The sequence below is a fragment of the Synechococcus sp. KORDI-52 genome (assembly GCF_000737595.1).
Lineage (GTDB): Bacteria > Cyanobacteriota > Cyanobacteriia > PCC-6307 > Cyanobiaceae > Parasynechococcus.
The window spans coordinates 748,325-762,331 of record NZ_CP006271.1 but is presented as its reverse complement, the minus strand read 5'-3'; the positions used below and the strand labels follow the sequence as shown (position 1 = coordinate 762,331).

The 14,007-nt window shown below is 65.7% G+C and carries 16 protein-coding genes; 6 read left to right on the top strand and 10 right to left on the bottom strand.

The annotated features are described in order from the left end of the window. Nucleotides 1-122 precede the first annotated feature (122 nt). The 3 genes from KR52_RS03770 to KR52_RS03760 are packed head-to-tail and all read right to left on the bottom strand — an operon-like array spanning nt 123 to nt 2,368. A complete protein-coding gene (locus KR52_RS03770) occupies nt 123-1,043 on the bottom strand; it encodes an RNA pseudouridine synthase (RefSeq protein WP_038552658.1) in 921 nt (306 codons plus the stop codon). Further along, a complete protein-coding gene (locus tag KR52_RS03765) occupies nt 1,040-1,777 on the bottom strand; it encodes a response regulator transcription factor (RefSeq protein ID WP_038552655.1) in 738 nt (245 codons plus the stop codon). Before KR52_RS03765 ends, KR52_RS03770 begins: the two co-directional genes overlap by 4 nt. A gap of 39 nt (nt 1,778-1,816) precedes the next feature. Next, nucleotides 1,817-2,368, bottom strand: a complete 552-nt coding sequence (locus KR52_RS03760; RefSeq protein ID WP_051834264.1) for a hypothetical protein — start codon at nt 2,366-2,368, stop codon at nt 1,817-1,819. A gap of 83 nt (nt 2,369-2,451) precedes the next feature. On the opposite strand from KR52_RS03760, the gene KR52_RS03755 reads away from it, so the two are divergent. Next, nucleotides 2,452-3,516 carry a cysteine desulfurase family protein gene (locus KR52_RS03755; protein WP_038552648.1) on the top strand — a complete coding sequence of 355 codons (1,065 nt, stop codon included), beginning with the start codon at nt 2,452-2,454 and terminating at the stop codon, nt 3,514-3,516. A gap of 33 nt (nt 3,517-3,549) precedes the next feature. Continuing rightward, nucleotides 3,550-4,347 (top strand): hypothetical protein, encoded by a 798-nt coding sequence (locus KR52_RS03750; RefSeq protein ID WP_038552645.1) that lies wholly within the window; start codon nt 3,550-3,552, stop codon nt 4,345-4,347. Here KR52_RS03750 and rsmH read toward each other — a convergent pair. After that, nucleotides 4,334-5,218, bottom strand: coding sequence for a 16S rRNA (cytosine(1402)-N(4))-methyltransferase RsmH (gene rsmH, locus KR52_RS03745; RefSeq protein WP_038552642.1), 885 nt, complete (start codon nt 5,216-5,218; stop codon nt 4,334-4,336). The genes KR52_RS03750 and rsmH overlap by 14 nt on opposite strands. Nucleotides 5,219-5,272: 54 nt before the next feature. Between rsmH and KR52_RS03740 the strand changes: the two genes are divergently transcribed. Beyond that, nucleotides 5,273-6,457 (top strand): NAD(P)H-quinone oxidoreductase subunit H, encoded by a 1,185-nt coding sequence (locus tag KR52_RS03740; RefSeq protein ID WP_038552639.1) that lies wholly within the window; start codon nt 5,273-5,275, stop codon nt 6,455-6,457. Here KR52_RS03740 and KR52_RS14895 read toward each other — a convergent pair whose 3' ends face one another. Further along, on the bottom strand, nt 6,458-6,982 hold the full coding sequence (locus tag KR52_RS14895) for a DUF6790 family protein (protein ID WP_216725536.1): 525 nt from the start codon (nt 6,980-6,982) through the stop codon (nt 6,458-6,460). 78 nt (nt 6,983-7,060) lie between these two features. Here KR52_RS14895 and KR52_RS03730 point away from each other — a divergent pair, with 78 nt between their 5' ends. After that, a complete protein-coding gene (locus tag KR52_RS03730) occupies nt 7,061-7,405 on the top strand; it encodes a DUF2752 domain-containing protein (RefSeq protein WP_253912446.1) in 345 nt (114 codons plus the stop codon). Nucleotides 7,406-7,409: 4 nt separating this feature from the next. Here the strand turns inward: KR52_RS03730 and KR52_RS03725 are convergent, their stop codons facing one another. Beyond that, the gene (locus tag KR52_RS03725; protein WP_038552634.1) at nt 7,410-8,087 is read right to left on the bottom strand and encodes a hypothetical protein; all 678 of its coding nucleotides are present in this window, start codon (nt 8,085-8,087) and stop codon (nt 7,410-7,412) included. A 59-nt stretch (nt 8,088-8,146) separates the two neighbouring features. Between KR52_RS03725 and KR52_RS03720 the strand changes: the two genes are divergently transcribed. Beyond that, nucleotides 8,147-8,596 (top strand): thioesterase family protein, encoded by a 450-nt coding sequence (locus KR52_RS03720; RefSeq protein ID WP_038556799.1) that lies wholly within the window; start codon nt 8,147-8,149, stop codon nt 8,594-8,596. On the opposite strand, the gene KR52_RS03715 is transcribed toward KR52_RS03720, so the two are convergent. The 3 genes from KR52_RS03715 to menA are packed head-to-tail and all read right to left on the bottom strand — an operon-like array spanning nt 8,567 to nt 11,639. Beyond that, nucleotides 8,567-9,733 (bottom strand): AMP-binding protein, encoded by a 1,167-nt coding sequence (locus KR52_RS03715; protein WP_038552631.1) that lies wholly within the window; start codon nt 9,731-9,733, stop codon nt 8,567-8,569. The two genes, KR52_RS03720 and KR52_RS03715, sit on opposite strands and share 30 nt — an antisense overlap. After that, entirely contained in the window at nt 9,730-10,698 is a 969-nt protein-coding gene (gene menC / locus KR52_RS03710; RefSeq protein WP_038552628.1) for an o-succinylbenzoate synthase, read from the bottom strand. Before menC ends, KR52_RS03715 begins: the two co-directional genes overlap by 4 nt. Continuing rightward, the gene (gene menA, locus KR52_RS03705; RefSeq protein ID WP_038552625.1) at nt 10,695-11,639 is read right to left on the bottom strand and encodes a 2-carboxy-1,4-naphthoquinone phytyltransferase; all 945 of its coding nucleotides are present in this window, start codon (nt 11,637-11,639) and stop codon (nt 10,695-10,697) included. Before menA ends, menC begins: the two co-directional genes overlap by 4 nt. A 70-nt stretch (nt 11,640-11,709) precedes the next feature. On the opposite strand from menA, the gene KR52_RS03700 reads away from it, so the two are divergent. Beyond that, nucleotides 11,710-13,116 (top strand): isochorismate synthase MenF, encoded by a 1,407-nt coding sequence (locus KR52_RS03700; protein ID WP_038552622.1) that lies wholly within the window; start codon nt 11,710-11,712, stop codon nt 13,114-13,116. Here the strand turns inward: KR52_RS03700 and gshB are convergent. Then, complete coding sequence (gene gshB / locus KR52_RS03695) at nt 13,083-14,006, bottom strand: glutathione synthase (RefSeq protein ID WP_038552619.1); 924 nt, start codon at nt 14,004-14,006, stop codon at nt 13,083-13,085. The genes KR52_RS03700 and gshB overlap by 34 nt on opposite strands. Between the last annotated feature and the right edge of the window lies 1 nt (nt 14,007).

Here is a 14,007-nt window from a genome sequence, read left to right as displayed (position 1 = left end):
CATCATTCTTTCTTAAAAGCCACTAAAAGAGGCCATATAAACTTAAATAAATACGACCAAATATGAATCGAGTCGCATATTAGTTGCAATTAAACTTCCCTCAGGCGAGGGATTGAGCGGACCTAGAGAATCCCCCAATCGATGGAAAAAGAAGACTGCAGAGAAAACTCTCCGCCATCCAGCCTCCAGGCATGCAGCCGGTAGCCACCATCCCCGGGGGTTGCGCTTGCTGAAATCTCACGATTGCGGAGATACAGCGGATCCCCCAGCAGCGGACTGCCGAGCTGCGCCAGATGAATGCGGATCTGATGGGGCCGCCCTGTGGTGATCGTCACCTGCAGGCGATCGCCCGCTGCCGTTCGCTCCAGCAACTCCAGCACAGAATGGGCGGAGAGCCGCTTACGGATCGGCCCATTGTCGAGCGGTTCCGGCCCCCAGATCCAACCCAACAACGGATGCGGCCGTTCCACCACATCACTGCACACCCTCAAGCACTGCCCAAGCTCCAAGCCAGGCACCCGCTGGCTCCAGGCCTGATACACCTTGCGGCAACCACCCTCCGGACGGAACTGCTTCGACCAGAGGGCGCGGGTGTGCGCTGTGCGGGCACACACCTGCAAACCGGAGGTGAAGCGCCCCAGGCGGTGCACAGGCCGGGCTCCGGTTGGTTCGAGCAAGGCCGTGAGCGTGTGGCGCAGAAAACCACCTCCGGGCATCACCGGCAAGCCCGAGGGCTTGTTGATCACCAACAGATCACCGTCGTCGTGGATGGTCTGCCACTGATCGGGGATCGCCTCCTCCACCCAGGAGGGACGCCGCCAGCAGAGGGTGTCCCCACCCTGCAAGGCTCGATCGCTGCTGAGAAGCTCACCATTCCAATCCAGCTCGCCAGCCGCAATCCGCTGCCGCCACACCGCCGCATCGGAGTGGCGGTAGCGATGTGCCAGCCATGCACTCACCAGCAGGCCGGCATCGGCCAGCGGCACCCGGTCGCGGTAGGTCCAGCCGTCGTTGAACGCGGCCTCGCGCCAGCCAGACTTCAAGTCACCAGACGGTGCTCCAGGGCATAGCGCACCAGTTCCGTGCGGCTGGAGGTGCCCGTCTTGTTGAACAAGCGGCTCACGTACTTCTCGACGTTGCGGATCGAGGTCTCCAGCTGACGGGCAATCTCCTTGTTCATCAAGCCTTCTGCCACCAGCTGAAGCACACTCGCCTCCCGCGGCGTGAAGCTGTGCACCACGGGCTCGGTGGAGGGCAGGGCTTCCGCCTGGGCCAACAGCGAGCGGATCTCGGTGATCTGCTTGGCCATCTGACCCATATCCGTGTCGGCAAAGCGGGCCGCTTCCTGCAGCAGCCGTTGCTGACGCTGGGCCACGTTGCGCACCCGCGCCACCAACTCATCAGGGTCGAAGGGCTTGGGGATGTAGTCGTCCACCCCAGCCAGATAGCCCTGTGTGCGGTCAGCCGTCATCCCCTTGGCCGTGAGGAAGATCACCGGAGTACCGCCAAGCCGTTCATCGGCGCGCAGCTTCTGCAGCAGCCCATAGCCATCGAGCCGCGGCATCATCACGTCGCTGATCACCACATCCGGCAGCATCTGCTGGGCCTTGCTGAAACCCTCTTCCCCGTCCACTGCGGTGGACACATCAAAGCCTTCGTCTTCCAGGTAGGCCTGCACCGCTGTCCGCAGCCCCGGCTCATCGTCCACGAGCAACAGGCGCGGGGCGGGCGCCGCGGCCTCTGCGGATTCAGCGGTGGGGGTGGGCGCGTCGCTCATGGCCGGAATCGCTCTGGTTGCAATGTATGGAGAGCAAGCTCAACGGGCCAGTGCGGGAAACTGCTCCTGCCGTTCGGGAATCAGGGTTGAAAAGCCCAGATCGAGGGCCTTCTGGCGCAACGTGGCAGGGTCGGTTCCCGCCACCTCGGGCACGCAAGCCGCCCACCACACCAGGTGATCTTCCCGGTTGATATCGGTGATCGGGCCGCCGGGGTTGAGGGTGCGCACGTAGACCAACAACGCCGTGCGCTTCACTCGCAGAGGTTTGGCGGTGGAACAGTTGACGCTCTCGACATAGACGTTCAGATCCGACGCCGACTCTTCCCAGAGCCGGTAGCTGCGGGTGTTGGGATCCGACGGCGTTGGCTTGACCCCGTAGATCCCGATCGAGAGGGTGCCGACGGGGGCCGGTCGTTCAAGCAACACCTTGAGATCAGCAGGGCGCGATTGGCGCATCTGCTCCAGCACCTGCTCACGATCGAAACCATTGGCGGGCTGCGCGCTCAGCAGCCAGCCCAAGCCCAGCAGAGCCATCGGCAATCGCAGACCCATGCCGGTGCTGTACGCAATGCAGCACCATGATCGCAACATCTGCCTGACTCGTCCTGAGCGGCTCGGCTCTCGCCTTTGATTTCCAGGCCACCACCCCCTGTGCGGCTGAGGTGGTAGAGGCGATGGCGCCCTTCTGGAGTGCGGACTGGGGCAATCCCTCCAGCCGTCAGCATCGGCTCGGCCTCAGCGCCTCTGCGGCGGTGAAGATGGCACGGCGCCAGCTGGCAGAGGCGGTGGGGGTGAAGCCGGAACGGCTGGTGTTCACCAGTGGTGCCACCGAAGCCAACAACCTGGCGCTGCTGGGCCATGCCCGCGCCCTGGGGAAGGGGCATCTGATCAGCGTGGCCACCGAACACCACGCCGTGCTCGATCCATTAAAGCAACTGCAGCGGGAAGGGTTCAGCGTCACCCTGCTGGCGCCAGGCCCCGATGGATTGATCACCCCCCAGCAGCTGGAGGCAGCGATCACCCCCGAAACGCGGCTGGTGAGCGTGATGGCAGCCAACAACGAAATCGGCGTGCTCCAACCACTCGAGCAGCTGGGTGCCCTCTGCCGGTCCCATGGCATCACCCTGCACAGCGACGGGGCTCAGGCCTTCGGGACAGTGCCGCTCAACCCCGATGCCCTGGGCGTTGACCTTCTCAGCCTCAGTGCCCACAAGCTCTACGGGCCCAAGGGCATCGGCGCGCTGGTGCTGCGCGACGGCATCGTGATCGAACCGCTGCAGTGGGGGGGCGGCCAAGAGGAGGGGCTAAGGGCCGGAACCCTGCCCACCGCCTTGATCGTGGGGTTTGCGGCCGCAGCCCGAAGCGCGTTGCAAGACCGGGATCAGCGCAACTGCCGGCTGCAAGGCCTGCGGGATCAGCTCTGGGAGGGCCTGCAGCAGCGGCTCCCCGGCGTGCTGCTCAACGGAGCCATGGAGCCGCGCCTGCCCCACAACCTCAACATCAGCCTGCCCGGGGTGAATGGCAGCCGTCTGCACCGGGCCCTGCGCCCGCAGCTGGCCTGCAGCAGTGGCTCCGCCTGCAGCAACGGTGCCCCGTCCCACGTGCTGCAAGCGATCGGCCGCACCCGTGCCGAAGCGGAAGCCTCCCTGCGCCTCAGCCTGGGGCGCGACACCACACCTGAAGACATCCGCCAGGCCGTGATGGCGATCGGTGACGCCGCCGCTGCGGCCCAGGTCTGATCCCTTTAATTTCCAGTCGACAGATCTGAATCCATGGACAGCAGGGCCGAACTCTCCGTCGGGAGCGCCGTCCAGGACGGCTGGCATGCCTTTCGCCTGGCCCCCATGACCTTTGTGGGTTTTGTGCTGCTCAGCTCACTGCTGGCCCAAGTGGCCAATGTCCTTCCTCTCCTGGGTCCGCTGCTGTCGGCTGTGGTGAACCTGTGGGGCGGCGTCGGCCTGATCCGCGGCTCCTGGATGGCCCTGGAGGGCACCGTCCCCAGCTTCAACGATTTCACCCACTGGAACGGCACTGCTATCTGGCGCCTGTGCAGCCGGCAGGTGGCGCTGACACTTCTGCTGCTGCCCATCGCCCTGCTGGTGATCGTCGTGACCCTCAATGCCTCCGATGCCTGGAGCGTTCTTGGTCCCTGGATGAATCTGGCCTTAACGGTGGACCCCAACGACCCGCAGCTGGCGGAGGCGGGCAGGGCGGCTGCCCTGGAGCTGGGGCTCAATTTCAGCCGCAGCCCCCTGGCGTTGCTGACCATGGCCATCGGGATGCTGTTCGTGATCTACATCCAGGTGAACCAAAGTTTCCTGGGCTTCATTGCCCTGCTGGACGACCTGAACCCGATCGCCACGATCCAGCGGGGCATCACTGTGGTGCAGGACCAGTGGTGGCAAGTGCTGGGGCTGTTGATCCTTCAGGCGCTGATCCTGCTGCTGGGGGTTCTGGCCTGTTTGGTGGGGCTTGTGGCCGCTGCTCCGGTTTGCGTTTGCATCACCGGCGCGGCCTACCGACAACTCTTCGGCCAGGACGACAACAGCGGCCTGCTCAGCAACCGCTGAGCCTTTGGGCCAGCCGCCATTTGGCACTGCGGCTGCGGGGGTTGGCCTCCTCCTCCTGCTTGGTGGCCACCACCGGCTTGCGGGTGATCCGCTGCAAGCGCTCATCCCGCAGGAAGGCGGTCTTGACGCGGCGGTCTTCCAGGGAATGGAAGCTGATGATCCCCAGCAGACCCTCAGGCTCCAGCCAATCGGGAGCCTGCTGGAGCAGGCGATCCAGCACTCCCAGTTCATCGTTCACCGCAATCCGCAGGGCCTGGAAGGTGCGGGTGGCCGGGTGAATCCGCCCCCGCCGCGCTTTGGGGGGATAACAACCGGCCACGGCATAGGCCAAGGCTGCCGTTCCGCTGTAGGCGCCTTTGTCCTTGAGGTCGGCCTTGATCCGCCGGGCGATTCGGCGGGAGAGCCGCTCCTCCCCATAGCCATAGATCAGATCCGCCAGCTCGTTCTCCTCCAGGCGGTCAATCAGCTCAGCCGCGGTCTCCCCCGCGCCGCCTGCATTCATCCGCATGTCCAAGGGACCATCGAGGCGAAAACTGAAGCCCCGCTCCGCCACATCCAGCTGGGGGCTGCTCACCCCCAGATCCGCCAGCACCATCACGGCGGGTTCGGGCGGCACGTAGTCGGCAAAGTTGGTGGCCACGATCGAGACACGATCTCCATAGGGAGCCAGACGCTGCGCCGCCGCGGCCCGGGCCGTGGCGTCCTGGTCCAGGCCGATCAGGCGCAGGCGGGGATGCTGGTCCAGCAAGAGGGCGCTGTGGCCGCCGCCACCGAGGGTGGCGTCAATCAAAAGGCCCTCCGGCCGCGGGATCTGCCGGGCCGCATCCAGCACCGCATCGGCCAGCACGGGCACATGGCTGAAGGGGGGCACAAGCCACAGGCGAAGACTCCTTAAGATCTACTCATCGATCGGACCACCGCTCCCATGACGCAGCTGGAAACGCGCACGGAGCCCATGGTGGTGAACTTCGGGCCCCACCACCCCTCGATGCACGGGGTGTTGCGGCTCGTGGTCACCCTCGATGGTGAGGACGTGGTCGACTGCGAACCGGTGATTGGTTACCTCCACCGGGGCATGGAGAAGATCGCTGAAAACCGTACGAACGTCATGTTCGTGCCTTACGTGAGCCGCATGGATTACGCGGCGGGCATGTTCTACGAAGCCATCGTGGTGAATGCCCCGGAGAAGCTGGCGGACATCCCGGTGCCCAAGCGGGCCAGCTACATCAGGGTGCTGATGCTGGAACTCAACCGCATCGCTAATCACCTGCTCTGGCTTGGACCCTTCCTGGCAGACGTGGGGGCCCAGACCCCGTTCTTCTACATCTTCCGGGAGCGGGAGATGATTTACGACCTCTGGGAAGCCGCCACTGGCCAGCGGCTGATCAACAACAACTATTTCCGCATCGGCGGCGTTGCCGCTGACCTGCCCTGGGGCTGGCTGGAAAAATGTCGCGATTTCTGCGACTGGTTCGGTCCCAAGATCGACGAATACGAGAAGCTGATCACCAACAACCCGATCTTCCGTCGCCGGATCGAGGGCCTGGGCACGATCGAGAAGCAGGACGCCATCAACTGGAGCCTCTCCGGCCCAATGCTGCGCGCCTCCGGTGTGCCCTGGGATCTGCGCAAGGTGGATCACTACGAGTGCTACGACGACTTCGACTGGCAGGTGGCCTGGGAAAAGGAAGGCGACTGCTACGCCCGCTACCGCGTGCGCATCGAGGAAATGCGCCAGTCGCTCAAGATCCTGCGCCAGGCCTGCGACATGATCCCCGGCGGCCCCACCGAAAATCTCGAGGCCAAGCGCCTCAACGAAGGCAAAGGCAGCGACGCCGCCGGGTTCGACTTCCAGTACGTGGCCAAGAAAGTGGCCCCCACCTTCAAGATTCCGAACGGCGAGCTCTACACCCGCCTGGAATCCGGCAAGGGCGAGATCGGTGTGTTCATCCAGGGCAACAACGATGTCACCCCCTGGCGCTTCAAGATCCGCGCTGCCGACAGCAACAACCTGCAGATCCTTCCCCACATCCTCAAAGGACACAAGGTGGCCGACATCATGGCCATTCTTGGGTCCATCGACGTGATCATGGGATCCGTGGATCGCTGATCAATGCAACCTGCAACGCTCTTTCCGGCTGAGCCAAAGCAAAAGCACCACCAACAAAGGGGTCAACAAGTCGGTGTAAAGCACTGAACCGGCATTGGAGGGTGCGGTGTTGTTGTCCACCAACAACGACACCACATGGCCTACACCATCGGCAAAGAACCAGCTGCCAAAAGCGACCATGGCTGCCAGCAGATAGTCGCGACGTCGATACCAGAAGCTGGTGAGGCCCAGGATGCCGATGGTCAGATTGGCGTAGGCCACCTCATTCTGGAAGGGACTGTTGGGCCAGCCGATCTGCTCAGCAATGAAGGGGCCAAAGGCAATGTGCACGATGAACCCATAAACGCCGGCGACGCCCAGCACCCAAAAGGCGATCCAAAGCAGCGAGGCCTCGGCCCATCGCTCAAGCCGCCAGCCCCGTCGGGTCTGCAGGGCAGACAGCAGTAGGGCGAGAACCAAGGTCCATACATAGACATGGGCCAGCAGGGCTCGAATCAGAACGTCCATCACCTGTTGCGGCAGCACCGAGCAGACTGTGACAAGACCGGTTAGTGGCATCAAGCTCTGAACCGTTTTCTTCGTCGACTGCAACGCACGGGTTACGTGCTTCCCGCGACCCTGACGGGCACGTTATGGCTGAAGGGCCTTCATCCGGGCCTTCCCGGCCTGAGCTGCCCGCTTCGTGAGCTCACAGGGGTGCCCTGCCCCACCTGCTTTCTGACCCGCGCAACGGCGGCAGCCCTCACCGGTGATCTGAACGGATCATTGCAATGGCATCTCTTCGGCCCAGTCACGGCTGTGGGACTGTTGGTTTGGAGTATTCAGGCCCTCAAGCAACGGCGGATCATCCCCAAGGGCCTGCCCGTCTGGCCCCTTCCCATCATTGGTGGAGCGTTGATCAGCTACTGGCTACTGCGCCTGAGCACCAACAACTGGCCCGGCGGCTAAGCCCTCAACGCAACAGACCGCGCTCATAGGCAACGTTCTGCAGGAAGAAGCTGGCCATGGGGATCACCACAAAACCGCCCAGGCCACAAGTCAACAGGGCCAGAAACGCCACAACCATGCCCGTCAACACCTCAAGCCCAACGAAGCTCAACCCGTTCTCCGAGCGATACACAACCTGAAACGACTGGGCGAACGCCTCTCCGATGCCCATGTCGGTGACGAAGATGCGATTCACAAACACCGGAGCAACCAGCGCAACCGCAATGCCGGGAAGGATGCAGAGCAGAAAGCCAATCGTCATGGCGAGCGAAAAGAACAGGCCTGCGAGGAGATAACGCCACCAATGGCCGGTGAGCAGCTGAGCGGCCGCCGAAATCGTGACCACCTCACCGCGCTCGTAGTAGACGGCAGGGACAGCCACCAGCAACACCGACAACAGGCTGACCAGAAGCGAGAAGGGCAGCTGAACCAATTGGGCCAGAACCGCCCCGAAGCCCAGCGCCACCTCGCTGTTGCCAAGGGTCGCGGAAACCACAACGATGATCAGGGCATAAGCGAGAACACCAACGAGCGACAGCACGATGGAGCCCACCCAAATCACCAGCACCACAGGGATGTGCTGAAGGAAGGCTTGCCAGGCCTTCTGGATGGACGGAGGCTCATGAGCGATCGGCGCGGCCATGGTTCGGGCTGAATTTCTGTCAGGGTGACAGTCGGCACCGGCTTCAACAACACATGGCCATGACCTCTGCCCCCTGGCTGGAGCTGAGCCGAACCGTGCGCTTCAGCGACACCGATGCCGCCGGCGTGATGCACTTTCAGCAGCTGCTGGGCTGGTGCCACCAGGCCTGGGAAGAAAGCCTGGAACGCTTTGGCCTGCCGGCGGGTTCAGTCTTCCCCGGCGGCCGCGGAAAACAACCCAGCGTGGCCTTGCCGATCGTGCACTGCCATGCCGATTTCCGCGCCCCCGTGCAGGTGGGCGACAAACTGTTGATCCATCTGGACACAGAACGGCTCGATCCCAGCAGTTTTGAAGTGAACAGCCAGGTGCGGCTGGAGGACCAGCTGGTCGCCTGCGGCTGCCTGCGCCATGTGGCCATCGACGCCCACACCCGTCGGCGCTGTGCCCTGCCCGATGGCGTGGACCGTTGGCTGGAAGCCTCAAGCCTCGGCCGAATCCAACCGCTGTAACCACTCCCGCCAGCGCTGGCGCTGCCATTTTCCCAAGGCCGAGGGGGCCAACTCGGGGCACAACAGCCAACGCCGTGGCGTCTCCGCCGGCGACCAGGCCCCCGTGAGGGCCGCAAGGCGCTGAAGCACCGCAGCGTCAGTGCTGCCCACCAGCGCCACCAGCCGCTGCCCCCACTCCGGATCATCAACACCGAGCAACAGCACGGCACTCACCGGAAGCGATATCGCCTGCAGAGCCGCCATCAAGCGCTGCTCCAGCTGCTCGGGGAACACTGTTTCCCCCCCGGAGTGAATGGCGCCATCGATGCGCCCCACAATCTGAAGGCCTGGGGCCAACGCGGCCTGATCACCGGAGCGCCACCAGCCATTGGCATCCCTGAGCGGTTCCCAACCCTCGGGCTGATCCTCCTGCCAACGGCCCAGGGCCAACCGATCAGTGCGCACCTCAAGCGCCCCATCAGCGGCCAGCCGCAGCTCCACATCCACCAGCGGGTCCCCACACCCCGGCTCACCGGCCAAAAATCGTGCCGGTGCGAGGGCCGCCACCATTGCCGCCGTCTCCGTCGACCCGTAACAGGGCGCGAGCGGCAGCTGCAAAGCACGCGCCTGATCCGCCAATGGAGCCGGGAGAGCAGCGCCACCGATCCAGATCAACTGCAACTGCTGCAGGACAGCCACGCCGTCTGGATGGGCCAGCAGCCGCGCCAGCTGTGTGGGCACCAACGACAACACGGCAGGGTTCTTGCCCCAGGTGGGCAGGCCCCGACAGAACGCGAGCAATTCGGTGGGGGTTTTCATCAACCCAGGCGACAGCTGCTGATGCGCCGCGCCCCAGCAGCGGGCGCGCCACCAGGGCATCAGACCACTCACATGGGCCAGCGGCAGTGGGTTGAGCAGCAGGGTGGAGGCGGGGTCCACGCCAATGCCCGTCAACCAATGGGCGGTGGCGGCGGCTGAACGATCCAGATGCAGCGACGGTTGGGCGCAGCAACGGCTGCCGCCACCGCTGCCACCACTGCGCACCACCACCCCTGGCCCCGGCGGCAATTGAGCAATGGGGGCTGCGTCCACCTCAGGCGAGAGGGGCACCCACTGCCCTGCCGCCAGCTGCTGCTCCAGCCGCTCGAACTCGCTCATGCCGCCGCGGCCCAGACCTGCTCTGGATCGTTGGAGAACAAGGCTCCAGATGGTGTCCAACCGGGGGCCAGGCCCGGTGCCACCGGCGTGGGGCCCTGGGCCTGAAGACCGGCCAGATGCTCCAGCCAGCGCCGAGCAATGCCGGTTTCAAACGCCGTGCTCAGCATGCGTTTGGGCAGCCCCGCCTGAAGCTCCCGCAACAGCAGGCGGGGATCTCCCTCCAGCGCGGGCCGGCGCACCTGCCAGCCCCTCCAGCTACGGCGCAGCTCCGGCTGCTGGTCGAGGGATTCATCGAGGGCCACCGGCCCCAGCGCCGCCAACTGCTCCAGGCCGGGCAGATCCTCCACCTCCAGCGGCTGCTCCAACCAGTCCAGGCGCGGGTCATCGCGCAACCGCTGCATCCAGGCCTGGGCCGTGCTGCGGTCCCAACCGCCGTTGGCATCCAGACGCAACCGGGCCGTGGGCGGCAGCCGCTGAAGCAGCTGCTCGAGCAGCTGACGTTCCAGAGGATCCGACTCTGCGGCCACCTTCCACTTGAAGGTGCGTCCCTCCAGACCACTCGCCGACGCCTCCTCAGCCGCCAGGGCCGTGAGCATGGCCTCGCCAGCCGGCAACAACAGCGCCGGCGGCGGGGCCTTCAGCCAGCCCTGGGGTGAGGCAGCGCACACAACGCCCTCCAGCTCAGCCAGCGCCGCGCCAAGACCAAAACCGACCGCCCCTGGCACCTTCCGCAACACAGCCTCCAGCTGAGCCTGCGGAAGCTCGTCCGGGAGCGACGCGAGAGCCTGCTCACAGGCCGTGAACTGATGCTGCTGGAGCGGGGCCACTTCGCCCCAGCCCACGGCGCCCTGACCGTCGTCCAGCCGCAGCAACCAGCCACAGCGCTCCCGCAGCTCGCCGGCTGCCGTGCGCAGCGGCTGCAGCAGGGCAAAGCGGAAGCGGCGACGCTGCAGCCGGAGCGTCATCCGCCAGTCCAGAAGCGCGCCAGAGCCAGGCCCGCACTCAGCCCCAGACCATTCCAGCCCTGAAAGCGCAAGGCCAGAAACTTACAGCCGCTGATCTGCTCCGGCCTGTCGTGGTGGCGCTGGAGCAGACGCATCAGCTGCACGCCCGCCGGGAGTCCAACGGCGCTCAACAGCACCGTCGGGGGCCAGTCGCCATGCAGCACAGGCACCCACTCGAGCGCCAAGGTCAAGGCCACAAACCAGGGCACCAACGCCGCCGCCCGACCCGTGCCCAGACGCACCACCGGCGAGCGTTTGCCGTGGGCGGCGTCCTCCTCCACCTGATGGAAGTGGGAGCAGAACAACACCAGGGTGGTCGCCAGCGCGGGGCCGGCCCCCAACACCCAGGCGGTGCCCCAAGGAATCGACGCTGCCCCCATGGGCTGCAGCACCACAAGAGCGGCGGCGGTGGCAAAGGGGCCAAAGGCAAGCCAACACAGGGGCTCACCCAGGCCGCGGTAACCCAAGCGGAACGGGGGCCCCTGGTACACGTAACCCAGGCCGCAACAGACCAGCACCAGGCCCAACGCCGCCCCGCTGCTGTTCCAGGCCAACCCGCCCATCACCAGCAACCCCAACACCAGCGCAGCGGTCGCTCCCTGGGCGACACGGTCGCGGCGGCCGGTGAGGTTCACCACGGAATGGGGCTTGCCGGTGGCATCCACACCCGTGGCCGCATCAAAAACATCGTTGCTGAGGTTTTCCCAAAGCAACAGCAGGATGGCCGCCAGCACAAAGCCCCCCAACTGCAGCCATCGCAGGGAGCCCGCCACCCCGAACTGCCATCCAGCCGCCAGCAGCACGGGCATCACGGCGACGGAATACATCGGCCACTTGATCGCTGCCTTCCACAAACGGCGCCGGTCGGCGTAACGGGATGCGACAGCCTGCGGCTCAGACATGGACAGGACCCGTTCCCACAGGGCGAAGACCCATACATTTGAGCAGTAACCCTGGTCGGAAACGCCGCGGATGTCGGCTGATTGTTGTTTCAGCACCCTCCTCTCCGCTGCCCAGCGGGGATGGTTGGCCTGTGACGGCGATGAAGCGCTGCTCAGTCTGGCCCTGCCGATCGAAGGGATCGACCCGCTTCTGGCCTTGCCGCAGCTGGCGGAACAGGAAAGCCTGCAGGTGCTGTGGGACAGCGCGCCGGGCCTCTGCCTGGCTGCCGCAGGGCCCTGCCAGGAGCTGGAGCTGGCGGGCAGCCGTCGCTTTGAGCAGGCCCAGCGCTTCGCCGACCTCTGCCTCAGTCGCCTCCACGACACCGCAGTAGGCAGCCCGGCCCATGCGCGCCCCCGGGTGCTGCTGCGCTTCCGCTTCTTCGATCAGGTGAGCGAGCGCCGCCGCAGTGAAGCGGTGGTGCCATCGGTGCAGGCGGTGCTGCCCCGTTGGCAGCTCAGCCGTCAGGGACGCCGCGGCTGGCTGCGGCTGAACGGGGTGGTGGGCAGTGCGGCGGACTGCCGCGTGCTGGCCGAACAGCTCTGGCTCAAGCACGAGCAGCTGCTCCAGACGCCGGTCATGGCCAGCCCGCTGAAGCCCCAGGCGCTGGTGGCGGCGACGAAAGCGGAAACCTGGCGGCAGCGCTACGCCGCAGCCCTCACCCGCGGGATCGATCTGGTGAACAGCGGCGACCTGCACAAACTGGTGCTGGCCGTGCGGCACCGCATTGTTCTGGCCCACACCTTCGACCCCTTGCCGCTGCTGAAACGGCTGCGGCGGCAGCAGGCCGGCAGCTGCCGTTTCCTCTGGCAGCGCCACGCCGGGGATGCCTTCTTCGGTGCATCGCCGGAACGTTTGCTCAGCCTGCGCGCCGGATGGCTCCGCAGCGACGCCCTGGCCGGTACGGCGGGGCAGGGGGATTCCGGCGCTCAGCTGCTGCGCTCCGACAAGGACCGCCGCGAACACGAGCTGGTGGTGGAAACCATCACCGACCAACTGCGCCGCAACGGACTGACCCCGCGCCGCCGCCGCCAACCCCAACTGGCCCGTCACGGCAATCTCACCCACCTGCACACCCCGATCACGGCGGAAACCCAGGGCCAGCCCGTGCTGGCGCTGGCCGAACAACTGCACCCCACCCCCGCCGTTGCCGGGTTGCCACGCCGAGATGCGATGGCCTGGTTGCGCACCCTCGAACCCTTCGAACGCGGCAGCTATGCCGCGCCGATCGGTTGGATCGACAGTGCCGGTGATGCGGAACTGCGGGTGGCGATCCGCTGCGGCCATGCCCGGGGCTGCGAGCTGGACCTCACCGCCGGAGCCGGCCTGGTGCGGGGGTCCGTTGCCGAGCGGGAGCTGCAGGAAGTGGGGCTAAAGCTGGCGGTGCTGGCGGACCAGCTGGAGCTTCAGACCAGCGCACGCAACCGCTCGATCGTCTGATCGGCCAAGGGCTGGTTCATCAGCCGCTCCACTTCCCGCACCCCGGTGGGGCTGGTGACGTTGATTTCGCTGAGCATGCCGCCGATCACGTCGATGCCGACGAAGAACAATCCCTCCGCCCGTAACGCCGGGGCCAGGGCAGCACAGATCTGACGCTCCCGCTCGGTGAGCTCCGTGGCCTCCGCCTGGCCGCCGACGGCCAGATTGCTGCGGAACTCCCCCGCTGAGGGGCGCCGGTTGATCGCCCCCAGGGGATCGCCGTCCACCAGCAGGATGCGCTTGTCGCCTTCGCTCACGGACGGCAGAAAGGCTTGGGCCATCACCGGCAGGCGTTCCTGCTCCGTCACCAGCTCCAGCAGGGCCTTCAAGCCCGGCGCCTGGCCATTCACCCGAATCACCCCCAGCCCAGCGCGGCCCCCCAGGGGTTTGAGCACGATCTCCTGCTGCTCCTGGGCAAACAGCAGCAGTTCCGAGACCCGCCCCGCCACCAGCGTGGGGGCCATCCAACGGCTGAAGCGCAACGCCCCCAGCTTTTCGTTCCAGCTGCGCAGCGCACTGGGGCGGTTGAGCACCCGCACCCCAGCCCGCTCCGCCACCTCCAGCAGATGGGTGGCGTAGAGATACGCCTCATCCACCGGCGGGTCCTTGCGCATCCAGATCACGTCAAATCCAGCCAGCACCTGACGTTCGCCCGCCCCAGCCGTGATCCAGGGCTCCGGCGTCACCGGCAGGGCGATGGCGAGGGGTTCATCGCCCCGGGCAATCAGATCGGAAGGCGTGCAGGCCCACACATCATCGCCGGCGCGATGGGCGGCCTGCATCAGCGCAGCGGAGGAATCCTTGGCTGGATTGATCTGCCCCAGCGGATCCAGGACGAACAGCTGGCGCATC